Annotated in this window: 20 protein-coding genes; 10 read left to right on the top strand and 10 right to left on the bottom strand. The window is 67.0% G+C overall.

Features of this window, described 5'->3' with window-relative positions:
- Positions 1-180: 180 nt before the first annotated feature.
- From ACZ6Z4_RS23740 to ACZ6Z4_RS23720, 5 genes are all read left to right on the top strand, one after another.
- The gene (locus ACZ6Z4_RS23740; RefSeq protein WP_465568421.1) at positions 181-924 is read left to right on the top strand and encodes an alpha/beta hydrolase; all 744 of its coding nucleotides are present in this window, start codon (positions 181-183) and stop codon (positions 922-924) included.
- 127 nt (positions 925-1,051) lie between these two features.
- Positions 1,052-2,251, top strand: a complete 1,200-nt coding sequence (locus tag ACZ6Z4_RS23735; RefSeq protein WP_465568417.1) for a sensor histidine kinase — start codon at positions 1,052-1,054, stop codon at positions 2,249-2,251.
- Positions 2,252-2,257: 6 nt separating this feature from the next.
- Positions 2,258-3,130, top strand: a complete 873-nt coding sequence (locus ACZ6Z4_RS23730; RefSeq protein ID WP_465568415.1) for a hypothetical protein — start codon at positions 2,258-2,260, stop codon at positions 3,128-3,130.
- Positions 3,117-3,587 carry a hypothetical protein gene (locus tag ACZ6Z4_RS23725; protein ID WP_465568412.1) on the top strand — a complete coding sequence of 157 codons (471 nt, stop codon included), beginning with the start codon at positions 3,117-3,119 and terminating at the stop codon, positions 3,585-3,587. Before ACZ6Z4_RS23730 ends, ACZ6Z4_RS23725 begins: the two co-directional genes overlap by 14 nt.
- A 185-nt stretch (positions 3,588-3,772) precedes the next feature.
- Positions 3,773-5,443: an SIR2 family protein gene (locus tag ACZ6Z4_RS23720; RefSeq protein WP_465568409.1), complete on the top strand. Its 1,671-nt coding sequence runs from the start codon at positions 3,773-3,775 to the stop codon at positions 5,441-5,443.
- Positions 5,444-6,083: 640 nt separating this feature from the next.
- On the opposite strand, the gene ACZ6Z4_RS23715 is transcribed toward ACZ6Z4_RS23720, so the two are convergent.
- Both ACZ6Z4_RS23715 and ACZ6Z4_RS23710 read right to left on the bottom strand, forming a co-directional pair.
- Positions 6,084-6,677, bottom strand: a complete 594-nt coding sequence (locus ACZ6Z4_RS23715; RefSeq protein WP_465568406.1) for a DUF402 domain-containing protein — start codon at positions 6,675-6,677, stop codon at positions 6,084-6,086.
- A 119-nt stretch (positions 6,678-6,796) separates the two neighbouring features.
- On the bottom strand, positions 6,797-8,200 hold the full coding sequence (locus ACZ6Z4_RS23710; protein ID WP_465568403.1) for a class II fumarate hydratase: 1,404 nt from the start codon (positions 8,198-8,200) through the stop codon (positions 6,797-6,799).
- Positions 8,201-8,279: 79 nt separating this feature from the next.
- Here ACZ6Z4_RS23710 and ACZ6Z4_RS23705 point away from each other — a divergent pair, with 79 nt between their 5' ends.
- Entirely contained in the window at positions 8,280-8,654 is a 375-nt protein-coding gene (locus tag ACZ6Z4_RS23705) for a DUF3224 domain-containing protein (protein ID WP_363665346.1), read from the top strand.
- Here ACZ6Z4_RS23705 and ACZ6Z4_RS23700 read toward each other — a convergent pair.
- The 3 genes from ACZ6Z4_RS23700 to ACZ6Z4_RS23690 form a co-directional block, all read right to left on the bottom strand.
- Entirely contained in the window at positions 8,642-9,292 is a 651-nt protein-coding gene (locus tag ACZ6Z4_RS23700; protein ID WP_465568399.1) for a spermidine synthase, read from the bottom strand. The genes ACZ6Z4_RS23705 and ACZ6Z4_RS23700 overlap by 13 nt on opposite strands.
- Positions 9,293-9,300: 8 nt before the next feature.
- Entirely contained in the window at positions 9,301-9,999 is a 699-nt protein-coding gene (locus ACZ6Z4_RS23695) for an aggregation-promoting factor C-terminal-like domain-containing protein (protein ID WP_465568396.1), read from the bottom strand.
- A 162-nt stretch (positions 10,000-10,161) separates the two neighbouring features.
- On the bottom strand, positions 10,162-11,496 hold the full coding sequence (locus ACZ6Z4_RS23690; RefSeq protein ID WP_363665349.1) for a PhoH family protein: 1,335 nt from the start codon (positions 11,494-11,496) through the stop codon (positions 10,162-10,164).
- A gap of 407 nt (positions 11,497-11,903) precedes the next feature.
- On the opposite strand from ACZ6Z4_RS23690, the gene ACZ6Z4_RS23685 reads away from it, so the two are divergent.
- On the top strand, positions 11,904-12,983 hold the full coding sequence (locus ACZ6Z4_RS23685; RefSeq protein WP_465568392.1) for an NYN domain-containing protein: 1,080 nt from the start codon (positions 11,904-11,906) through the stop codon (positions 12,981-12,983).
- Here ACZ6Z4_RS23685 and ACZ6Z4_RS23680 read toward each other — a convergent pair.
- On the bottom strand, positions 12,980-13,759 hold the full coding sequence (locus ACZ6Z4_RS23680) for an isoprenyl transferase (protein WP_465568389.1): 780 nt from the start codon (positions 13,757-13,759) through the stop codon (positions 12,980-12,982). The genes ACZ6Z4_RS23685 and ACZ6Z4_RS23680 overlap by 4 nt on opposite strands.
- Positions 13,760-14,055: 296 nt before the next feature.
- On the opposite strand from ACZ6Z4_RS23680, the gene trhA reads away from it, so the two are divergent.
- On the top strand, positions 14,056-14,772 hold the full coding sequence (gene trhA / locus ACZ6Z4_RS23675) for a PAQR family membrane homeostasis protein TrhA (protein ID WP_465568386.1): 717 nt from the start codon (positions 14,056-14,058) through the stop codon (positions 14,770-14,772).
- Here trhA and ACZ6Z4_RS23670 read toward each other — a convergent pair.
- The gene (locus ACZ6Z4_RS23670) at positions 14,757-15,203 is read right to left on the bottom strand and encodes a MarR family winged helix-turn-helix transcriptional regulator (protein ID WP_465568383.1); all 447 of its coding nucleotides are present in this window, start codon (positions 15,201-15,203) and stop codon (positions 14,757-14,759) included. The genes trhA and ACZ6Z4_RS23670 overlap by 16 nt on opposite strands.
- A 54-nt stretch (positions 15,204-15,257) precedes the next feature.
- Here ACZ6Z4_RS23670 and ACZ6Z4_RS23665 point away from each other — a divergent pair, with 54 nt between their 5' ends.
- Positions 15,258-16,433: a phosphotransferase gene (locus tag ACZ6Z4_RS23665; protein ID WP_465568380.1), complete on the top strand. Its 1,176-nt coding sequence runs from the start codon at positions 15,258-15,260 to the stop codon at positions 16,431-16,433.
- Here the strand turns inward: ACZ6Z4_RS23665 and ACZ6Z4_RS23660 are convergent.
- Positions 16,426-16,896, bottom strand: coding sequence for a nitroreductase/quinone reductase family protein (locus ACZ6Z4_RS23660; protein WP_465568377.1), 471 nt, complete (start codon positions 16,894-16,896; stop codon positions 16,426-16,428). The two genes, ACZ6Z4_RS23665 and ACZ6Z4_RS23660, sit on opposite strands and share 8 nt — an antisense overlap.
- A gap of 44 nt (positions 16,897-16,940) precedes the next feature.
- On the opposite strand from ACZ6Z4_RS23660, the gene ACZ6Z4_RS23655 reads away from it, so the two are divergent.
- A complete protein-coding gene (locus tag ACZ6Z4_RS23655; protein WP_465568374.1) occupies positions 16,941-17,432 on the top strand; it encodes a hypothetical protein in 492 nt (163 codons plus the stop codon).
- Here the strand turns inward: ACZ6Z4_RS23655 and ACZ6Z4_RS23650 are convergent.
- Both ACZ6Z4_RS23650 and ACZ6Z4_RS23645 read right to left on the bottom strand, forming a co-directional pair.
- The gene (locus ACZ6Z4_RS23650) at positions 17,429-18,853 is read right to left on the bottom strand and encodes a M28 family metallopeptidase (RefSeq protein ID WP_465568371.1); all 1,425 of its coding nucleotides are present in this window, start codon (positions 18,851-18,853) and stop codon (positions 17,429-17,431) included. The two genes, ACZ6Z4_RS23655 and ACZ6Z4_RS23650, sit on opposite strands and share 4 nt — an antisense overlap.
- 88 nt (positions 18,854-18,941) lie before the next feature.
- The gene (locus tag ACZ6Z4_RS23645) at positions 18,942-20,996 is read right to left on the bottom strand and encodes a M4 family metallopeptidase (protein ID WP_465568368.1); all 2,055 of its coding nucleotides are present in this window, start codon (positions 20,994-20,996) and stop codon (positions 18,942-18,944) included.
- Positions 20,997-21,090: the final 94 nt, after the last annotated feature.

The following is a 21,090-nucleotide window of genomic DNA, read 5'->3' as shown; positions in this document are numbered from 1 at the left end:
GGATTAATCGGTTGGCGGTGGACAGAGCTGGTGCTAGCTTGCTGGTGACCGTTTGGATCGAGGAGGTGAGCCCTGTGAACGCTTCAGCGTGGGTGCTCCCCGCTTCGTCACGGTCGGGCGATTGACGTAGGTCTCGCCGGGAGCGCCAGACAGCATCAGCACTCCCGAAAGGCACTACCTGTGAATCTTCAGTTCACCGCACACACCGCGGCCGACGGCGTTCTGACCCGTTCGTTCGCGCTCGGCGAGGTCACCGGCGTTCTCTGGTCCCCGGTCGACACGACAGCTCGTACGCCGCTCGTCCTGCTCGGGCACGGCGGCGGCCGGGACAGCAAGGCCGCGCCGATGGTCGGGCGGGCGCACCGCCTGGTCCCCGAAGGGTTCTCGGTGGTCTGCATCGACGCCCCGGGGCACGGCGGCCGGCCGCGGACCACGGACGACGACCGCGAGATCGCCGCGATGCAGCACGCGATGGCGACCGGCGAACCAGTCGGCCCGATCGTCGTCCGCTACAACCTCGACCTCGCCGACCGCGCGCTGCCCGAGTGGCAGGCCGTGCTCGACGCGCTCCTGGAACTGCCGGAGCTCACCGACGTACCGGTCGGCTACTTCGGCCTCAACATGGGCACCGCGATCGGCATCCCGCTGATCGCAGCCGACCCGAGGATCACCGCAGCGGTCCTCGGCATCTTCTGGTACGACGATGTGCTGGCCAAGCTCGCCGCACAGATCACCGTCCCGCTGGAGTTCCTGCTCCAGTGGGACGACCAGCACATCCCGCGCGAGTCGAGCCTGGCGCTGTTCGACGCGTTCGCCTCACCCGACAAGTCCCTGCACGCGAACGCAGGCGCCCACAAGGAAGTCCCCCGCTTCGAGTTCAAAAGCGCGGTCCGCTTCTTGACCCGGCACTTGCGTCCGGCGTAGTCGCAAGCCCAGGACACTTGTCATTGCCTCACGGCCTTGTCGACTGAGTTACTGAAGAAAACACGAGGACTACTCAGCAATGACTTTGTCGCTTACCCTCTGAATTCGATGTGGGCTGGAGGCGCGCATGAGCACCACACCTGACGCTATCGACTTACGCCCACTCAGACACTGGCACCGGCGACGTGACCAGACCACGAAAGTGCTGATCCGGCAGGCAGAGAGTTACCTCCTCGGCGCTCAAGCGATCTGGATCATCGTGACGAGTCTGCTCGACAAGGTCGATCCCGTAGGTCGTGACATATTGTGGCTTGTCGCCGGCATTCACTTGATCGCCGCATTCTTGGCTTTCCGTTACGGGGGACCGTTCTTCCGCGGTGGTCCGGTGATGTGGCTGTGGATCGGGGCGGCGCTGATCATGCCTCTGATCATCGCCGCGCTGGTCCCGATCGGCGAGTACGGCGCCAGTTCGGCCTGCTTTCAGCTCTGTGGCTACCCGGCGCCGCCGATTCTGTTCCTTGCCTTCTACCCATGGCTGGGAGTGGCGCGCGACGATATTCGGCCGGCCATGAGTGTGATCGTTCTGGCGCTGATCACACTCATACCCCTCGCCATCATGATTGGCGTGAACGGCACGCTCGAGCTTTGGAACTGGCTCGGCTGGTTGAACGGGGCGTCCGGGTACCTGCTGGCCTACGTCGGTGGGATCATGTTCGGTACTATTTGCAAACAGGCGGCCACCGAGCAGGTCAAAGCCCAGCTTGAGGTCCAGTCCCAGGTTTTCGACGCGCTGCATGACAACGTCTCGAGCTCGATCAGTACCGCCATGAATCACTTTCACCAGCAAAACGGCAGCGCGGTTCTCCAAACGCTGCGAGTGTTGAACGAGACGGTCATCGCAGAGCGCAACCGGTTGAAGTCCGACGAGGACTCCACTTCACTCAACTACCTCGTCAGCCAGCAGATCCTCGCCGTCATGGGCTTGCTGGATCATGTCGAAGCGAAGGTCGGGCGAACGATCCGCGTCACCCCGGAACTCGGGATCTTCCTGAACCAGGCGGTGGGCGCGCTGCTGGGAAATGTGACCGCGCACGCCCAGGCCCGGCGCGTGAACATCGAGATCGAGACACTGGGCGACGAGGTTGTCATCATCGACGTCGGCGACGACGGAATTGGATTCGGAGATTCCGTGATCGACAACCCGGATACGAGCCTGCATCGGCTCCGCCAGCGAGCCAGAGACCGCGGTGGCGACTTGACCAAGATCAACTCAGCTGGAAACTCGACATGCCTCCGACTATGGGTTCCGCTTCACGAACAGGGTTGAGCTTCGATGAAAATATCGGTTCTTCTGGTCGATGACGACACCACGTCGCCGCCGATGGTCCGGGATCAGCTCATGGCGGCTGACCAAAACCTGGAAATCACGCTGACTGAAAACCCTCGGACAGCGCGTCAATTGATTCGAGACAATGCCTACGCGGTGGTGGTCGCCGACTTGTCGTTCAGGCCGGAGCGAGACGCCTTTCGGCAGCGGCGCCGCACGAACCAGGTGTCTTTGACCAACGACTCGGAATATTTGGTGAGCGGTCTGAGCGTACTCTCGGACGCCCGGCGCGTCGGCCGTCGCACCATGGATCCCGAGATCGCAAGGCAAGCACCAGGCCTGGTGGTCTGGACCAGCTTGGACGAGGACCGCGAGCTATTGGTCCGGTATGCCTACGACGTCCTCGGAGTGCGGAGCTTCTGCGCGAAGGGTGCGCATATCATCCCACCCTCCGGATCGACGACCGGCAGCCTGCGCGGCGCCATCTACGCGGCCCTCGATAACCGGTGGCACGTCGACTCGATCAGCAAGCCATTGTTTCCCGAACGGCGTCCCGGAACTCTTCAGGACACGATTTTCAAAGATCAGAACTGGTACGGAATCTGGCGCGCCTTGGCCCTCGGTGCCGCCAGCGAGAAAGAGATCAAAGCCGCATTGGGTAGCATCTCGAGGGCACGTACCGCGCATTCGAAAATGAAGTCGGCAATGCGAGCCCTGGAGCAGCTGGAGACCAGCGATTCATCCGACGCGATGAAGCAAATCAGCAACTACGCCAGCGTGCACTGGTCCTTCTTCCTGGATGACGAAGTGATGCGAGAGTTTCCACCCATACAGCATCGGATCTTCAACACGCGAGAGGCCAAAGATGAACGACAGTGAAAGCATCTCGATCTTGCGGGAGTTGCGTGCCCGCCGCATTCGCCACGATCGCCGTCATCGACGCCGGTCGATCGCGTCGGCGGTGATCGTCGCCATGACGGTAGCCGGAGTCGTCGTACTGTTCTGGTATGTCATCAATCGACAGCCACTGGAGGTGTCGGGAACGGTACGATGCTTGGACGGCAACCCGGTGCAGGGGATCTGGGTCAAGGAGGCCAACGGAGCGGGCAGATTCGCCGATCCGCAACGATTGGCGACTGATCCCAGCACCGCGACGTTTCGCTCCGTGGTTCGCGGCACCCGGCAGTTCGGGGTGAACATTGGTTGCGGACCGCTCGGCGCCCCTTCCTGGACACACCCCGCCAACTCGGACTACGTCTTCATCGGGAACTACACTTTCAACTGCCACGACGACGAACGCGACAACCAATACGGTCGTTGCGTGGCCCACAAGTAGCCGGCACTCAGATGCTCCCTCCCGCCGATCTGAAGCCGGAATACGAGCCAAGCCCCGCGCGCGAGCAGCCTGGCATCCGGAGCACCAACCGAAGGGCTCTCGATCGCGGACACTTGTCCGCCTGAGGCATATCTGTCCGCTGTACCGTCAAGACGACCAGTTTCGTCCGCGAGAGGCAGCCAGCCATGCCTGACAGTTCACAGCTTTTCGAGAGAAGCACCACTCCCTTCTTCTCCCAGAAAGAGACGAAAGATTGTCTGGTGACCCTGGCGAAAGCTGACGAGATCGTTCTCTACTGTGGCGCCGGTGTCACCATCGATCGGACCAGCCTGGGCTGGAAGGAGCTGGTGTCCCTCAGCCTCCGAGCGCGCGACGAAAAGAATCGGCCGTACATCTCCAACCGGCACCTCGAAATCCTGCTGGCAGATCTCGATCCACAACGGCTGGCATCGATCCTGAGCCAGCACTTCGTCTCGAAGTACTCGAAAGAGAATGTTCGCCGGGGACGCGTCATCGGCAACGTCCGGCACCAACTGTACGAGCGGCACACCTGGCAAGGCGGTCAGTTGGTCGGGAACATCGCTCAGTTCTGCATCTTCGGCGCCCTGGCCGGCAAGAAGATCACGGTCGTCACCACGAACTACGACACCTACATCGAGCAAGAGGTTCGGGCCGCGATCGAAGGAATCCGAGACGCGGCACAGTCCATGGAGACTCCACAAGCCCTGCCTGGTCTGACGGTCGAGGTTTTCGACGGGCAGATCGTCGACAGGACGCCTTCGTCGGAACCTTCGGCTCCTGACATCCGGCTGATCTATCTTCACGGCAGGATCCCGCCCGACGGCGAGGGCGAACCGACCGAGAAGATCGTGCTGGACGAGAGAGATTACGCGTTGACGCGGTCGAACACGATCGAGGTGCTGCAGTCGCTCTGGACGACGGACGGCTGCGTCAGTCTGATCGTGGGCGCCAGTCTGAGTGATCCACCGTTGATCGAGGCGCTGGCTCTGACCAGCGAGCACGGTCATGCGAAGTTCGCCCTCATGCCGGTGAAGTCGACCAAGCTGTCGGACAATCCTCCTGATGACGTCCCCGAGCTGCTGAACCAACTTCGCAAGAGGTACAAGCCGCTCGGCGTGCAACTGATCGTCGCCGATTTCAAGGCTCAAGTAGCACAGTTCTTCGAAGAACTGACCGTGTGCAACGGCCTCCTCGATCCCACGTCCTACTCGAACCCCACGTCGGGTGTCAGTTACGGCGGGCGCTTGACGAGCTGGTGGACGGAGTTCAATGAGATCTCCAAGAACGTACGCTACGTCTCCAGCACCTTCCTCGCATTACGGAGATTCATCGATCAATTGCGTACACAATGGGGCCTTCCGTCCGAAGACATTGAAGGCACCGAACTCCTCAAGTTGGAATTGTGGGTTCGCTGGAAACCCAAGAACCGTCGTGCTTTGGCGCTCTGGGGAAGCTCACTCGGCATCCTGACTGCTCGCGATCTCCTCCGGCAAGCCGACCTCGTGCTCAGGGCGCCGCAGGCATCCGTGCGCAGTTTCACCGAGGGACGACCTCAACACGTAGATCTCTCTGAGGTGCAACCGTCGCGAACGACCGACAGCAACCGTCCTTATCCAACGCGCTGGAAGTCCTTCCTCTCCGTTCCGATCTACCTCGAGGACCCTGAGCGACGTTTCGTCGGCGGCGTGATGACGCTCGCATCCTCCAAGGTCAAGGACGACAGCGAGATCCCCTATCGGGAGACGGCTCAGATGGAGAAGCTCATCATCGAAATGCTCGCCCTCGGCACGGCAATCCTCAGCCCTGAATCCGCGGCGAACATCGATGACGACTAGGCGGACTCTTCTCCCCTGGCTTGCCGGGCACGGTGCGCCCGGACCTTTCTCCCCAGCGCGGCATTCGCCAGGCTTCGCCGCAGTTTCCGATCCTCAAGGTATGCTTTGGCGTCGTCAATGTGAAACGGACGGGCATCAGACCGCAATTGATCAACGATGTCGTCCTCACGCATAGGATCAGCACCCATCGTCTCCGCCCTCCACCGGTCGACCTCCGACGGGTACAATCGTCAACCACTCCCGTCGGCTTCGCCACTGTCGATCTCATCATCGAAATTACACTGAGTGTAGTTTGCAACCGGTGAATCCGGTCGGCGTGTCGGTCATGTCGTCACCCGGCAGGGCAACTCGCTAAGTCTAGAGTGCACGGCACCTGATGACCAGTGATCGTCAGCTGTGCGAATCGCCGCGACCGTCGTTGGTCGCTTTACTGTGGTGTTGGCTGCCATTTCGGGTCACTCAGCGTAAACTCTGTGATTCGGATGCCGTTGGGGCGGGCTTGGACGTCCGAACGGGCCGGACGTCGCAGGACACCGACCAAACATCTTCGCGGGGGTCGAACGAATCAGTTGCGGGTAAGAACGTGAACAACTCAACCAGCCCGCATCCTTGTCCATTTGAGCAGGTCCGCCAGCAGCCTTCACAGCTGATCGGGTGAGCTCAGTAGTTCCTCGGTGATGTGGGCGACCTCGTACCCGGTTGGTGCCTCCGGGAGGCGCCAGCTGGGTGGGGCGGTCCACTCGTGCCAGTTGTCGGAGAAGGGGGCTGTCCAGGACTTGATGTCCTCGACGGCGGCGTGGGCCGTGCTGGTGATGCGGTCGGCTTCGGCGGGGGTGTAGCGGCCGGCTTGGACGGCGCCTTCCAGTTCGTCTTCGTCTTTCCACTCGATCACGCGGTCGGGGGTGATCCACAGGTCGAGGACGTAGTCCATCGTGGTCGTACGCCGGGCCGCCGGGTCGCGGTGGTGTTCGGCCTCGAGGTTCACGTACCAGCCGCGGAAGGTGCCGTCCTCGTGCCAGAAGTGCCACAGGGACCAGGGTTTGCCGGTGGGGGCGACCTTGAGGATGCCGGTGCCGTGCCAGATGTCGAGCTTGAGCACGCGGGGCTCGGTGAACATGCCGGTGGGGCCGGCGTGCCGGAGTTCGCGGCCGTCGGCCAGGACGGGCTTGATCAACGGTGTGCCCGGGGCGAGCCAGGCGACCAGGCCGTTGGCGTCGTCCTGGACGACTGTCATCGGTCGCACGTTCGGCAGCTCCGGGTGCAGCCCGGCGCCCTGGTAGACCCACTCGATCGTCGTACCCGGGGTCCAGTACTGCGATGCCGGGGAGGGCGGGGACGTCTCGGAGGTTGCTGTCACTGCTTGGCCGGGGTGGTCATCGACAGGAGGTCGAGGGCGGCGTCGAGTTGCTCTTCGGTCAGGTCGCCGTTCTCGACGTGGCCGTTCTCGATGACGACCTCGCGAATCGTCTTGCCCTGCTTGAGGGCGCTCTTCGCGACCGCGGCGGCGTTCTCGTAGCCGATGTAGCGGTTCAGCGGAGTGACGATCGACGGGGAGGACGCGGCCAGCGCGCGGGCGTGGTCGACGTTGGCGGTGATGCCGTCGACGCAGCGGTCGGCCAGCAGTCGGGACGAGTTGGTCAGGAGCTCGATCGACTCCAGGAGGTTGCGGGCGATCACCGGGAGCATCACGTTCAGCTCGAAGTTGCCGCCGGCACCGGCCACGGTGATGGTGGTGTCGTTGCCGATCACCTGGGCGGCGACCATCAGCGTCGCCTCACAGATCACCGGGTTCACCTTGCCGGGCATGATGCTGGAGCCGGGCTGCAGGTCGGGCAGCGCGATCTCGCCGAGGCCGGCGCGGGGGCCGGAGCCCATCCAGCGCAGGTCGTTGCAGATCTTGGTCAGGCTGACCGCGATCGTCTTCAGCTGGCCGGACAGCTCGACCAGCGCGTCCCGCGCGCCCTGGGCCTCGAAGTGGTCGGCGGCCTCGCTGAGCTCCAACCCCGTACGCCGGTTGAGCTCGGTGATCACCTTGCCGGCGAAACCAGGCGGCGTGTTGATCCCGGTCCCCACCGCGGTCCCGCCCAGCGGCAGCTCGGTGACGCGCGGCAGCGTCGCGCGAACCCGGTCGGCACCGCGGCGGATCTGCGCGGCGTACCCGTCGAACTCCTGGCCGAGGGTCACTGGCGTCGCGTCCATCAGGTGCGTCCGCCCGGACTTCACCACCTCGGCGAACTCGACGCCCTTACGCCCCAGCGACTCCGCCAGATGATCCAGCGCAGGCAGCAGGTCCTGGACGACGCCCGCCGTGGCGGCGACGTGGATCGCCGACGGGAAGGTGTCGTTGCTCGACTGGCTCGCGTTCACGTGGTCGTTCGGGTGCACGTCGGCCTCGAGCGCACGCGTCGCCAGCGTCGCGAGCACCTCGTTGACGTTCATGTTCGTCGACGTACCGGAGCCGGTCTGGAAGACGTCGATCGGGAACTCGGCGTCGAACTCCCCCGCGGTCACCCGGTCGGCGGCCGCGACGATGCCCTCGGCCAGCTTCGCGTCCACCACACCGAGCTCGGCGTTCACCACCGCCGCCGAGGCCTTGATCTGGGCCAGTGCGTGCACGAGCGCCGGCGCCAGCGGCCGGCCGGAGATCGGGAAGTTCTCCACCGCACGCTGGGTCTGCGCCCGCCACAACGCGTCCCGAGGCACCTTGACCTCGCCCATCGTGTCGTGCTCGATCCTGAATTCCACGTTGTCTCCCATACCAAGCAGAGTACGTCGATCCGCCCTGTCGGCCGGAGCTGGTAGAACGTCTGTGGACAACGCCACACGGAGGAGACCCATGCCGTTCACCCAGTCGTTCGAGATCACCAAGTGGGACCAGTCCACCTACGACGACGCCGACGGCGCCGAGCTCGGCCGCGCGACGGTGTCCAAGACGTTCGCCGACGGCGAGCTGGTCGGCACCAGCTCCGCCGAGCTGCTGATGGTCGGTACGCCGGCCGGCCCGGCGGCATACACGGCGGTCGAGCGGTTCACCGGCACGCTGGCCGGCCGCGAGGGTTCGTTCGTGATCGTGCACGGCGCGACCGCCGAGGAGAACGTCTCCCGCGGCAAGATCGTCGCCGCCACCGGCGACCTGACCGGACTCACCGGCACGGTCGTCTTCGAGCACGACGACAAAGGCCCGCGGCTGACCGTCGACTACGAGGGCTGAACAACGCCCTGGTAGACGTAGTACGTCTCGTCCCGTCCCTGCAGCGCCACCGGGACGGGCGAGACGGCGCACGCACCGAAGACGTTGCCGATGGCCCCTTCCAACGCGGCGGAGGCGGACGACGACCACACGGTCAGCACACCGCCGGCCCGCAACCGCGCGCGGCAGACCGACAAGAACTCGGAGCTGTAGATCGCCGCGTTCGCGTCGTACACGAGGAAGTCCGGCCCGTTGTCCACATCGAGCAGGATCGCGTCGTACGAAGACGAAGACGACTCGGCGACCACGTCCCGGACGTCGCCCACGGCGACCGTCACCCGCGACGAGTCGAGCACTGACGGCACCAGCCCACAACGCATCCACTCGACCAGCGCCGGCTCGATCTCCGCCACGACGATCTCCCGCACCGACGACGACGCGAGCAACGCTCGTACGGTGTAACCGAGCCCGAGCCCACCAACCAGCACTCGCTCAGGCCCATGAGAGAGCGCGACCGACGCGAGCAGCTCCTCGCTCGAGGTCTCCTGGTCGTCCATCACGAACACACCGTTGACGCGCAGCTCCAGCGCACCGTCCGTACGCCGCCCCAGCACCAGCTCGCCGCGCTCACTGACCGCGCGGGCCACCTCCGAAGTCACAGAGGTAATCAGTACCAGTTCTTCGCCCTGGAGTGCGCCCAGGCCTCGCACGGCGAGCCGTAGGCGTCCTCGATGTAGTCCAGGCCCCACTTGATCTGGGTCACCGGGTTGGTCCGCCAGTCCGAGCCGTACTCGGCCATCCGCTTACCCGGCAGCGCCTGCGGGATGCCGTACGCGCTCGACGTCGGGTTGTCCGCGTTGACCTTCCAGCGCGACTCCTTCGTCCACAGCTTGTCCAGGCAGGAGAACTGGCTCTCCTTCCAGCCGTGGTTGTCGAGCAGGTTCAGCGCGATCTCGCGCGGCGTGCCCTCGAGCTCCTTGCGGGCGGCGTCGCGGCTGGCGCGCTCCTTGCGGGAGTCGTTGTTCGTCTTCTGCAGCGCCTCGTACCGGGCCAGCGCGGCGTTCTTCGCCTTACGGCGCAGCGCGGCCTGGTCCTGCATCGTCTTGCGGGCGGTCTCCACGGCCTCGATCTGGTTCCGCAGCCGGGTCACCTCCGCGGCCTGCTGCTCGGCGGTGAGCGGCTTCGGTGACGGCTTCAGCGCGTCCCGGCCCTTCTCACTGTTCAGTACGGCGAGCTCCGCGCGCCCGGAGACCGGGTCGGAGGCGGCACTGGTCCGGGGGGAGCTGAAGAGATCGATACTCGCGACGACCGAGACGACGGCGATCCCACTGACCGCGAGGATCGCGACGGAGCGCTTCGCTTTCATCTGTCCTTCCGAGATACCCGACCCCCGTCGGCCACAACAGGAACATACTCTGACCTAAACAGACCGTGATCACAAGCAGGTCACAGGCAACGGTGCGGCCACATGGCGTGTGGCCGCACCGGGTACCGCAGAAGTTTTAAATTGCCTTTACAGAAGTGCCTCTCAGAGCTGTACGTCCTCCAGCATCTCGGTCACGAGCGCGGCGATCGGCGAGCGCTCCGAGCGGGTCAGCGTGACGTGGGCGAACAGCGGGTGCCCCTTCAGCTTCTCGACCACCGCGACCACGCCGTCGTGCCGGCCGACCCGCAGGTTGTCGCGCTGCGCGACGTCGTGGGTGAGCACCACCCGCGAGTTCGCGCCGACGCGGGACAGCACCGTGAGCAGCACGTTGCGCTCCAGCGACTGGGCCTCGTCGACGATCACGAACGCGTCGTGCAGCGACCGGCCGCGGATGTGGGTCAGCGGCAGCACCTCGAGCATGCCCCGGTCCATCACCTCGTCGATCACGTCGGCGCTGGTCAGCGCGCCGAGCGTGTCGTAGACCGCCTGGGCCCACGGCTGCATCTTCTCCGACTCCGAGCCGGGCAGGTAGCCCAGCTCCTGGCCGCCGACCGCGAACAGCGGGCGGAAGACGACCACCTTCTTGTGCTGCCGCCGTTCCATCACCGCCTCCAGGCCGGCGCACAGCGCCAGCGCCGACTTGCCGGTACCGGCCCGGCCGCCGAGCGAGATGATGCCGACGTCGGGGTCGAGCAAGAGGTCGAGCGCGACCCGCTGCTCGGCCGAGCGGCCGCGGATGCCGAACGCCTCGCGATCGCCGCGGACCAGCCGGACCCGCTTGTCCGGCATCACCCGGCCGAGCGCGCTGCCGCGGTCCGAGAGCAGCACCAGACCGGTGTGCGTCGGGAACTCACCGGCCTGCGGCAGCTCCAGTACGCCGTCCTCGTACAGCGTGTCGACGTCGGCGGTCTCCACCTCGAGCTCGCTCATCCCGGTCCAGCCGGACTCCAGGGCGAGCTCCGCGCGGTACTCCTCCGCGACCAGGCCGCAGGCCGAGGCCTTGACCCGCATCGGCAGGTCCTTGGAGACCAGCGTGACGTCGCGGCCCTCGGCCTTGAAGTTGCAGGCCACCGCGAGGATCCGGCTGTCGTTGTCGCCGAGCCGGAAACCGGCCGGCAGGCTCTCGGGGTCGGTGTGGTTCAGCTCGACCCTGAGGGTTCCACCCTTCTCCCCCACTGGCAGGGGTGCGTCCAGACGTCCGTGCAGAATCCTGAACTCGTCCAGCAGTCGCAGCGCGGTGCGGGCGAAGTAGCCGAGCTCGGGGTGGTGCCGTTTGCCCTCCAGTTCGGTGACGACGACGACCGGAATGATCACCTCGTGCTCGTCGAACCGCTCCATCGCGTGCGGGTCGGAGAGCAGGACCGAGGTGTCCAGCACGTAGGTGCGCTGGTCCGGCGTGGATGAGGTGCTTGACGCCTTGGCGTGGGTGGCAGCCATGTCGCACGTCCTCTCGGGCCGCAGCGTGCACCACGCCCGGCCCACCAGTGGTTAGGTGATGGACCGGGATCGGGCCCGGAGGTCTGGTGCAGACCCCCTCCGGTACGCCGTGGCGTAGCCGAGGATCAGCATGATCGAGACGCGAGGTCTCGGGCACTCCGTTCTGCCCCTCATGGGGCAACCGGCTGGCGAACGATTCTCATCTGATCGGGCCTCCCGGACAGCCGGCTTCCCCTCCGACCGTCAAAACGAGAGTAGGTCGGCCGGTGAAACCCCGCAGCCCGACACGCCCGGCCACGGGGTTAACGGCTTGTTACACGTTGCCGTTGCCGAGTTCACCCGTGCGGGGGAGGCCGATCGCCCGCAGGAGGGATCCGCTCACGGACGGTACCGATCAGGCTTGGAGCATGCGGAAGAACTGGCCGATCTGGACCGGGAGCGTGACCGCCCTGTGGTCCTTCGCGTACGGCGTACTGGGGGTGTTCTGGGCAACAGGCGGCAGCGGGTACCCGTTCGCCGTGGTCGACGACGACCGGGCCACGGCGTCCCTGCTGGAAGGCGCTCCGGTGGGCGTGGTGGCGCCGGTGATGGCGGTGCTCGGGTTCACCGGCGCGGTGGTCGCGCTGCTGATGACCGTACGCCGCCCGCGCGGGTGGTTGCCGCAGGCATTCGGGGCGGTGCTCGCGGTCGGGCTGGCGCTCGCGGTCCCCGACTACACGCCGCTCGCGATCCTTGCCCTGTCCCCCGCGTTGCTGGTGTTCGCGTTCACCGGGATCCCCGGCGCGCAGGGCGGGCTCGAGGACGTCCTGTACTGGCACCGCGTCAACGTCCTGCTGATGTTCCTGGGCGGGCTCCTGTGGGCCGCCACGACCGTCGCGTACCACCGCCGAGCCCGGGCGGCCTGCGTCTCCTGCGGACGGCGGCACGGGCCACCGGTGGCCTGGACGACACCGGAGGCGGCGCTGCGCTGGGGCCGCCGGGCGGTGTGGATCGCCGTGCTCTCCAACGTCCCGTACGAGTTCACCCGGGTCGCCTGGTACTTCGGCTGGCCGCTGGGGATCTCCGACGAGTTCCGGCAGATGATGGCCGACACGCCGGGGATGCTGGAGATGGGGCTCGCGATGGCCGCGATGGGAGTCGGCGGGAGCGTGCTGACGCACGGGCTGATCCAGCGCTGGGGCGAGGTGTACCCGCGCTGGGTCTGGTGGCGGGCCGGGCGCCGGGTGCCGCCGCGGCTGGCGATCGTCCCGGCCGCGATCGTCGCGGTGGTGCTCGTCCCGGCCGGGCTGATGAACCTGCGGCTGATCGACGACAACCCCGGCTCCGCGTGGGGGCTGGTGATGCCGGGGGTGCTGTGGGTCGTCTGGGGTACGGCGCTCGGCGTCGCGGCGTACGGGTACTACTTGCGTCGCAGGGGGACGTGCAGCCGGTGCGGACAGGGAGATCCCGGCCGCGACTTGCTCACTCCGGCAGAAGCTCTTGTCTAGGTGCCGAAGCGGCGCTCGCGCTGGGCGTACGAGCGGATCGCGCGCAGGAAGTCGACGTGCCGGAAGTCCGGCCAGAGCGCCTCGCAGAAGTAGAACTCCGAGAGCGCGCTCTGCCAGAGCAGGAAGCCGCCGAGGCGCTGCTCTCCGGAGGTGCGGATGACCAGGTCCGGGTCGGGCTGGCCCTTCGTGTACAGGTGCTCGGCGATGTGCTCGACGTCGACGCGCTCGGCCAGCTCCTCGATCGAGATGCCCTTGGCGGCCTCCTCGAGCAGCAGCGAGCGGACGGCGTCGGCGAGCTCGCGGCGGCCGCCGTACCCGACGGCGACGTTCACCAGCAGGCCGTCGACGTGCTGGGTCGCGGTCTCCGCGCTCTTCAGCACCTCGGCGGTCGCGGACGGCAGCAGGTCGAGGGCGCCGACCGGGTGGATCCGGCGGCCGCCGACCGCGGCCATCTCCTCGACGGTCTGCTCGATGATCCGCAGCAGCGGCTCCAGCTCGTCGGACGGGCGGGTCAGGTTGTCGGTGGACAGCATCCACACCGTGACCACCTTGACGCCGACTTCGTCGCACCAGTCCAGGAACTCCGAGATCTTGCTCGCACCGGCCTCGTGCCCCCGCGACACCGGATCGCCGGAGGCTCGGGCCCAGCGCCGGTTGCCGTCGATGATCACGCCGATGTGGCGTGGCATCCGGTCCGGCGACAGGGAGCGCGCCAGCCGGCGCTCGTACAGTCCGTACACCGCGTCGCGAAGGCGCTGCTTGCCGGGTGTCCGCATGGGCAGGTGTTCTCCTCGAGTCCTCGACCGGGCCGTCTGCGGATCGGGGGGGTGCAGGCGTGCCCCAACGAGGCTAGCCCAGAATCACGTCACGGGAGAGGGCGGGACGAACATCGAACTTATCGACTCTCGATCGCATCAGACACTTCAGCGCGTGCTCCACAACACTCCGGCCGAGTGCCGCCGGCGCCGTGAAGTGGCCTACATTTCATCCCTACGGACCATTGAACCTACGCAACCGTAGGTTACGGTTGCGTAGGTACGAATTCCCGACGGCGTTCCGAGGAGGATGGCGCATGACGGCCAGGACCGTGACCGGCGACACCACCCCCACCGAACCGCCGGCGAACCAGACGCACGAGCACCGGCTGACCCGTGCGCTGAAGCCGAAGCTGCGCGGCTGGCTGCACGCCGGCACCTTCCCGTTCGCGACCGCGGCCGGGATCGTGCTGATCTGCCTGGCGCCGAGCGCGAGCGCCCGCTGGGCGGCCGCCGTCTACACGCTCGGCTCGATGCTGCTGTTCGGGATCTCCGCGCTGTACCACCGCTTCTACTGGGGCCCGACCGGCGAGGCGATCCTGCGCCGGCTCGACCACAGCAACATCTTCCTGCTGATCGCCGGCACCTACACCCCGCTCGGCATGGTCCTGCTCGACGGCAGCGACCGGCTCCTGCTGCTCGGTACGGCGTGGGGCGGCGCGCTGCTCGGCATCCTGTTCCGGATCTTCTGGGTCGGCGCCCCGCGCTGGCTCTACACCCCGATCTACCTGGCGCTCGGCTGGGTCGCGATCTTCTGGATGAAGGACTTCTACCAGTTCGGCGGCGCCTCGGTGGTCGCGCTGCTGGCGGTCGGCGGTGGGCTGTACTCGATCGGCGCGGTCATCTACGGCACCAAGCGGCCGAACCCGTCGCCGCTGTGGTTCGGGTTCCACGAGATCTTCCACGCCTGCACGGTGGCCGCGTTCATCTGCCACTACGTCGCGGTCAGCATCGCCACCTACCGGGCCGGCTGACCGGCGCCGATCTCCAGCAGGGCCGCGCGGAAATCGGCGTACCGCTCCGCGCCCAACCGCTCCGCCCAGCCCTCCTCGACCCGCTCGATCGCGGCCCGGGCGAACGCCGTCGCCTCGTCCCCCTTGGCCGTACGCCGAACCAGCCGCACCCGCCGATCGGTCTCCAGCCGCGCCGACTCGGCGTACCCGCGGGCCTGCAGGTAGTCGACGTGCTGACCGAGCCCCTGCTTGGTCATCCCCGCGTGCGCGGCCAGGTCGGTGATCCGCGCGCCCTCGGCCGGGATCATGTCGAGCAAGCGGTAGTGCGAGACCCGCAGTTCCGTGAACGGCGGCCGGACGTCGACCACGATCTCGTCCCGCAGCCGGGCCATCACGAAGCCCAGCAGGTTCGCGACGTGCAGCGGGCGGTCCACCCCGTTGACGGAAGTCATAAAGCCACTTTACTATCCAAACAGTAAAGCTGCTTGTCTTTCCGGGGGGAAATCGTGTCCATCACCGCACTCGAACCGCTCGGGCGGGACGCGCCCGACACCGGCCAACTCACTGATCTGGTCCGCGCGATCACCGGCGACCCGCTCGCGATCCCGCTCAGCTCCCGCGCCGAGCCGTTCCCGTACGCGATCGGTACGCCGAGCACCGCCGCGCTGCTGAGCGTCTCCGGCACGGCCCGGCGGTCCGACGGCTCGACCACCGAGTGGCGCAGCTTCGTCAAGCAGCTGCAGTCGGCGCGGCACTGGGAGCTGCTGCACCTGATCCCCGAGCCGCTGCGCGAGGACCTGGTCCAGAACATCCCGTGGCGCCTCGAGCTCGCCGTGCACCGCAGCGACGTCGGCAGCGTGATGCCCGACGGGCTGCGGCTCCCGGCGACGTACCGGATCGAGGAGTACGACGACGACCGCGCCACGCTGTGGATGGAGTACGTCGTCCAGGAGCCGGGCGTCTGGGGACTGGAGCGGTTCGCCCGCGCCGCGTTCCTGCTCGGCCGGCTGTCCGCTCGGCGGCAGCCGCACCTGGTGGAGCCGTTCCTGCCCCGGCCCGGTGTCGACACCCCTGGCATCGGCCTGCGCTACTACACGAACGGCCGCGTCACGATGGGCGCACTGCCGGTCCTGGCTGACAAGGCGACCTGGCGCAGCCCGCTGCTCGCAGCAGCGATCTGCAACACCGGCGACCACGGCCTGCGCGACGACCTGCTCGAGCTGGCCGAGCAGCTGCCCGCCGTACTGGATGCGCTGGACGCACTGCCGCAGTGCTACCAGCACGGCGATGCGAGCCCGCAGAACCTGCTGGTCCCGCTGGGCAGCCCGGACGAGTTCGTGGTGATCGACTGGGGTTTCGACTGCCCACAGGCGATCGGGTTCGACTTGGGTCAGCTGCTGATCGGGCTGGCTCACGCCGGTGAACTGTCGCCCACCGCGCTCCCTGCTGTGCACCAGGTGATCCTCGAGGCGTTCACGGAGGGGTTGGCCGCCGAGGGTCTGCAGGTGCCGCTGGAGCAGGTCAGGTACGGGTACCTGGGGTCACTGCTGGCCCGGGCGACGTTCACCGCGCTACCGCTGGAGCAGCTGGGCATTCCAGCCACCGAGGAGGGCCTCGCTCAGTTCGAGAGCCGGGTGCTGCTCACGCGAGCACTGGTCGACCTGACCAGGCAGCTCAGCTAGGAGACAGTACGAACACCCGTACGTCGCGCCCGCTGCGCGCGACGTACGTGTCGTACGCCGGCCAGACCTGTGTGACCAGCGGCCAGACGCGTTCCCGCTCGGCTCCCTCAGCCAACCGCGCGCGGACAGGCATGGCCGCGGCACCAGGCGGCGAGACCACCGCCTGGTCGTCGGCGAGCAGGTTCGCCGACCAGGCCGGGTGGTGCTCCTGCCCCCAGTTGGACCCGACGACCACGAACGACTCGCCGTCGCGCGCGAACAGCAGCGGGACGGTCCGCGGCTGTCCGGACTTCCGGCCGGTCGTGGTGAGCAGCAGCATCGTCAGCTGGCTCTTGCCGATGATGTTGACCCGTCCACCGGTCAGCTGCTGCAGCCGGCGGTCGAGCGGCATCACCGCCCGGCCGAGCGCCGCGAACCACGGTCGGTGCCCGACGCGCCGGATGACATTCGTGTACCAACCCATAGCGAAAGTCTGCCCGGGCCGCCCGAGCGGGTATGCATGAGGGTGTGAAGACTCTCCGCCTCCTGACCGCCACCGCTGCCGCCGGCCTGCTGCTGGCCGGCTGCGGCGAAGACAGCGGGTCCAGCAGCCCGAGCCCGTCCACGCCCTCGGCCAGTACGCCGACGCCCAGCACCCCGGGCGGCGACCCCGGTCCGATCACCGTCACCCGGACCGGCGGCTTCGCCGGTTTCGACGACAAGGTCGTGATCGGCACCGACGGCGTCACCACCGTGACCCAGCGCGGCAAGCAGACCGCCAAGTGCAAGCTGGACGCCGCGTTCATGACCTCGCTCACCGCCGCGGTGAACCAGGTCGACTGGGCCGCGGTCGGCACCACCAAGCCCACGGTCCGGCACCCCGACGACATGATCATCGCGATCTCCGCCGGCGGCGGACTGGCCCGCCTCGAGGACCCACGCCTGGCGCCGCTGGCGACTTCGGTCAGCGCATTGCTGACCGAAGCCGCCAACCCGGGCAAGCTCTGCAAGCCGGTCTAGCTGGTCCCGAGCGCCACATCGTCGATCACGAAGGACGTCTGCAGCGACGAGTCCTCCTGGCCGACGAACTTCACCGTCACCGTCCTGCCCTTGTACGCCGTCACGTCGTACGTCTTCTGCACGTACGCCGTGGCCTTGTTCAGGTTCGACAGCGTGGCCAGCGTGGTCGTCGTACCGCCGTCGACCACCTGCACCTTCACCGTGTCGTACACCGTGGACCCCGTGGTCTCCGCGGTGTCGATCCGGATCCAGAACGACAGGCTCGCCGCGGCCGCCGACGCCGGGATCGCGACCGACTGGCCGACGTTCTCGGTGCTGGAGCGCCCGTTGCCCTGCAGCCACGCCTTGTACGACCCGCCGTGGGCCGGCTTCGAGCTGGAGTTGGTGATCACACCGGTGGTCCCGGTCCAGTTCGTCGCGCCGGACTCGAAGCCCGGGTTGAGCAGCAGGTTCCCGCCGGTCGGCGGGTTGGTGGTGCCGTAGTCCTTCTGCGCGTAGGTCCAGATCATGTGACCGATCGCGTCGCTCTGCCGGTCCAGCGAGGTCAGGTTCAGGTTGTTGATCGTGTCGCAGGACCGGTGGTAGCAGGGGTCGTACGCCTGCCCGGCCGTCCCGCCCCACTTCGCCGCCTGCGCCGAGGTCTTGATGCCCTCGGCACCTGAGAACGTCCCAGCTGTAGGGATTCCGAGCGACCGGAAGGCCGCGTGGTCGGACCGGCCCTGCACGTCGATGTACTCGGTCTGGATCGACTTGCTGGTGAAGTACGCCGTCAGGTCGTCGCGGGCACCGTTCCCCGCCGGGTTGTCGTTGTAGACGAAGTACCCCGGGTTCGGCGAACCGGTCATGTCGAAGTTCAGGTACAGCTCGATCTTGTCCCGCTCGGCCGAGGGAAGGTTGTTGACGTAGTACTTCGACCCGACCAGCCCGAGCTCCTCGGCACCCCAGAAGCCGAACCGCAGCCGGTTCCGCGGCGTCTGGCCGCTGGCCGCGTAGGCCAGGGCGACCTCGAGCACACCGGAGCTCCCGGTGCCGTTGTCGTTGATGCCCGGACCGGAGCTGACGCTGTCCAGGTGCGAACCGGCCATCACCACGTGGTTCGCGTCGCCGTGCGGCCACTCCGCGATCACGTTGTACGACGTACCGGCCGACGTCGAGAACGACTGCAGCGACGTGGTGTAGCCGGCCGCGTCGAGCTTGGACTTCACCCAGTCGGCCGAGGCGCGGTAGCCGGGCCGGCCGGTGTAGCGGTTGCCACCGTTGCTGGTGGCAATGGACTGCAGCTGGTCGAGATGGGCCTTGACGTTGGTGACCGAGATGTCGGGGGACTCGGCAACGGTCGTGGCGGTGGCAGCAGCGCTCGGCACCAGGGCGGTGGCGACGAGCGCGGCGGTCAGGACGCCGTACAGAACATGCTTGGACATCGGGGAACTCCCTTGCAGTACAAAGGAAATCCGGGGCGCACACGCTCGGGCGGGAGGTGTGCGCCCCGGACGGGACTACAGGCTCAGGTCAGGAGCCCGCGACCAGCGACACGTCGTCGATGACGAAGCTGGTCTGCAGCGACGAGTCCTCCTGGCCGAGGAACTTCACCGAGACGGTCTTGCCCTTGTACTGCGTCACGTTGAAGGTCTTCTGCACGTACGAGGTGGACTTGTTCAGGTTCGACAGGGTGCCGAGCGTGGTGGTGGTGCCACCGTCGACGATCTGCACCTTGACCGTGTCGTAGACCGTCGAGCCGGTGGTCTCCGCGGTGTCGATCCGGACCCAGAAGGACAGGCTCGCCGCCGTGGCCGAGGCCGGGATGGCGACCGACTGGGCGATGTTCTCGGTGCTGGAGCGGCCGTTGCCCTGCAGCCACGCCTTGTAGGTGCCACCGTGGGCCGGCTTCGAGCTGGAGTTGGTGATCACACCGGTGGTGCCGGTCCAGTTGGTGGCGCCGGACTCGAAGCCCGGGTTCTTGATCAGGTTGTCACCGGTCGGCGGCTCCGGGTCGGTGCCCCCGCCGCAGGCGGCGGTACCGGCCGGGACGGAGATGCCGGAGAACGCGGCCTCGATGCCCTTGCACTGCGTCGAGTCGGCGCCGTACAGCTCCTTGGCCGAGTTGATCGCGCCTTCGCGGGCGTCGCGGTAGGTGCTGCCCGAGGTGAGCTTGGTGCTCAGCGTCCGGTACCAGACCTTGGCGGCGACGTCGCGGCCGACGCCGGCGATGGTGGCGCCGTTGCAGGCAGTGCTGGAGTGCGTGACCCCACCGATGACCTTGCTGCCGGTGCCCTCGGAGGCCAGGTAGAACCAGTGGTTCAGCGGGCCGGAGGAGTAGTGCGGGTCGGCGCTGCCGACCGAGGTCGACCAGCAGTCGTAGCTGCGGCCGTCCTTGTTCGGCTTGTCCATGTAGCGCAGCGGCGTGCCGTTGCCGTTGATGTTGATCTTCTCGCCGATCAGGTAGTCACCCGGGTCGGAGGCGTTGTTGGCCGAGAACTCGACCGCGGTGCCGAAGATGTCCGAGGTGGACTCGTTCAGGCCGCCCGCGTCGCCGAAGTAGTTCAGGTTCGCGGTCGCCTCGGTGACACCGTGGCTCATCTCGTGGCCGGCCACGTCGATCGCGGTCAGCGGGCGGGAGTTGCCCGAGCCGTCGCCGTACGTCATCTGGGTGCCGTCCCAGAACGCGTTCACGTAGGCGTTGCCGTAGTGCACGCGGGACCGCGCACCCTGGCCGTTGTTGAAGATGCCGTTGCGGCCGTGGACGTTCTTGTAGTAGTCCCAGGTCAGCTGGGCACCGAAGTGCGCGTCGACGCCGGCGGTCTGCCGGTTCGAGGTCGCGCCGTTGCCCCAGGTGTCGTCGGGGTCGGTGAAGGTGGTCCCGTTGCCGGAGGTCGCGCCGTTGAGGTCCGTGGTGTAGTTTCCGCCACGGCTCGGGTCGCTCATCGTGAAGCTGCCCGACGTACCGATGCTGACCTGGCCGGAGTACATCGAGTTGCCGGTACCGGTCTTGATCTCGTCGTCCTGGGCCAGGACGGCGCCGGACTTGGCGTCGATGTAGCTGTGCAGGACCGAGGGCGTCTGGTCGGCCTTGGTGCCGGTGGTGACGACCTCGTAGGCCAGGACCGGCTTGCCGGTGGCGGCGAAGACGATCAGCGAACCCTTGTTGCTGGTGGCCTTGAACTCGGCGGACTTCGCGGCGGTACCGAGCGCGGTGGCCTGGGACAAGGCCGGCTTGGTCGACGCGACGCCGATGTTCTTCGCGCCACGGTTGTACGTGACACCGCCGATCGCCTCGCCCTTGCGCTTGACGATCAGGTCACCGCCGACCACCTTCAGGCCGTTGAAGGTGCGGTCGTAGTGCACGTACTCGGTGCCGTCCGGGTCGGCGGCGACGCCACGGGCGATGAGCTGCTCACCGCCGGCCAGGCCGAGGGCGGCGGCCGTCTGCGCGGTCAGCGCGTTCTCGGCCTTGACGGCGGCCGGCTCGTTGAAGCCGGATGCCGGGAGCGGGGCCGTCCGGTTGGCGGCTCCGGCGGGCGTGCCGGTGATGGTCGCAGCCAGACCCGCTGCTGCGACGATGGCCACCGCCCCTGCTGATGTCAGTCGTTTCAAGACAACATCTCCTCACGGTGTGGTCGCTGTTTGGGCGCAGCGACCAATTCAATTGGGGACCGCCGGA

It is taken from the genome of Kribbella sp. NPDC104740, from assembly GCF_055583505.1.
This window is presented reverse-complemented; position numbering and strand designations above follow the sequence as displayed.

Bases quoted from the DNA above. Each gene is read 5' to 3' on its own strand.
- ACZ6Z4_RS23735 (WP_465568417.1), top strand. From the start codon at position 1,052: ATGAGCACCACACCTGACGCTATCGACTTACGCCCACTCAGACACTGG.
- ACZ6Z4_RS23730 (WP_465568415.1), top strand. From the start codon at position 2,258: ATGAAAATATCGGTTCTTCTGGTCGATGACGACACCACGTCGCCGCCG.
- ACZ6Z4_RS23725 (WP_465568412.1), top strand. From the start codon at position 3,117: ATGAACGACAGTGAAAGCATCTCGATCTTGCGGGAGTTGCGTGCCCGC.
- ACZ6Z4_RS23720 (WP_465568409.1), top strand. From the start codon at position 3,773: ATGCCTGACAGTTCACAGCTTTTCGAGAGAAGCACCACTCCCTTCTTC.
- ACZ6Z4_RS23715 (WP_465568406.1), bottom strand. From the start codon at position 6,677: ATGACAGTCGTCCAGGACGACGCCAACGGCCTGGTCGCCTGGCTCGCC.
- ACZ6Z4_RS23710 (WP_465568403.1), bottom strand. From the start codon at position 8,200: ATGGGAGACAACGTGGAATTCAGGATCGAGCACGACACGATGGGCGAG.
- ACZ6Z4_RS23705 (WP_363665346.1), top strand. From the start codon at position 8,280: ATGCCGTTCACCCAGTCGTTCGAGATCACCAAGTGGGACCAGTCCACC.
- ACZ6Z4_RS23695 (WP_465568396.1), bottom strand. From the start codon at position 9,999: ATGAAAGCGAAGCGCTCCGTCGCGATCCTCGCGGTCAGTGGGATCGCC.
- ACZ6Z4_RS23690 (WP_363665349.1), bottom strand. From the start codon at position 11,496: ATGGCTGCCACCCACGCCAAGGCGTCAAGCACCTCATCCACGCCGGAC.
- ACZ6Z4_RS23685 (WP_465568392.1), top strand. From the start codon at position 11,904: ATGCGGAAGAACTGGCCGATCTGGACCGGGAGCGTGACCGCCCTGTGG.
- ACZ6Z4_RS23680 (WP_465568389.1), bottom strand. From the start codon at position 13,759: ATGCGGACACCCGGCAAGCAGCGCCTTCGCGACGCGGTGTACGGACTG.
- trhA (WP_465568386.1), top strand. From the start codon at position 14,056: ATGACGGCCAGGACCGTGACCGGCGACACCACCCCCACCGAACCGCCG.
- ACZ6Z4_RS23670 (WP_465568383.1), bottom strand. From the start codon at position 15,203: ATGACTTCCGTCAACGGGGTGGACCGCCCGCTGCACGTCGCGAACCTG.
- ACZ6Z4_RS23660 (WP_465568377.1), bottom strand. From the start codon at position 16,896: ATGGGTTGGTACACGAATGTCATCCGGCGCGTCGGGCACCGACCGTGG.
- ACZ6Z4_RS23650 (WP_465568371.1), bottom strand. From the start codon at position 18,853: ATGTCCAAGCATGTTCTGTACGGCGTCCTGACCGCCGCGCTCGTCGCC.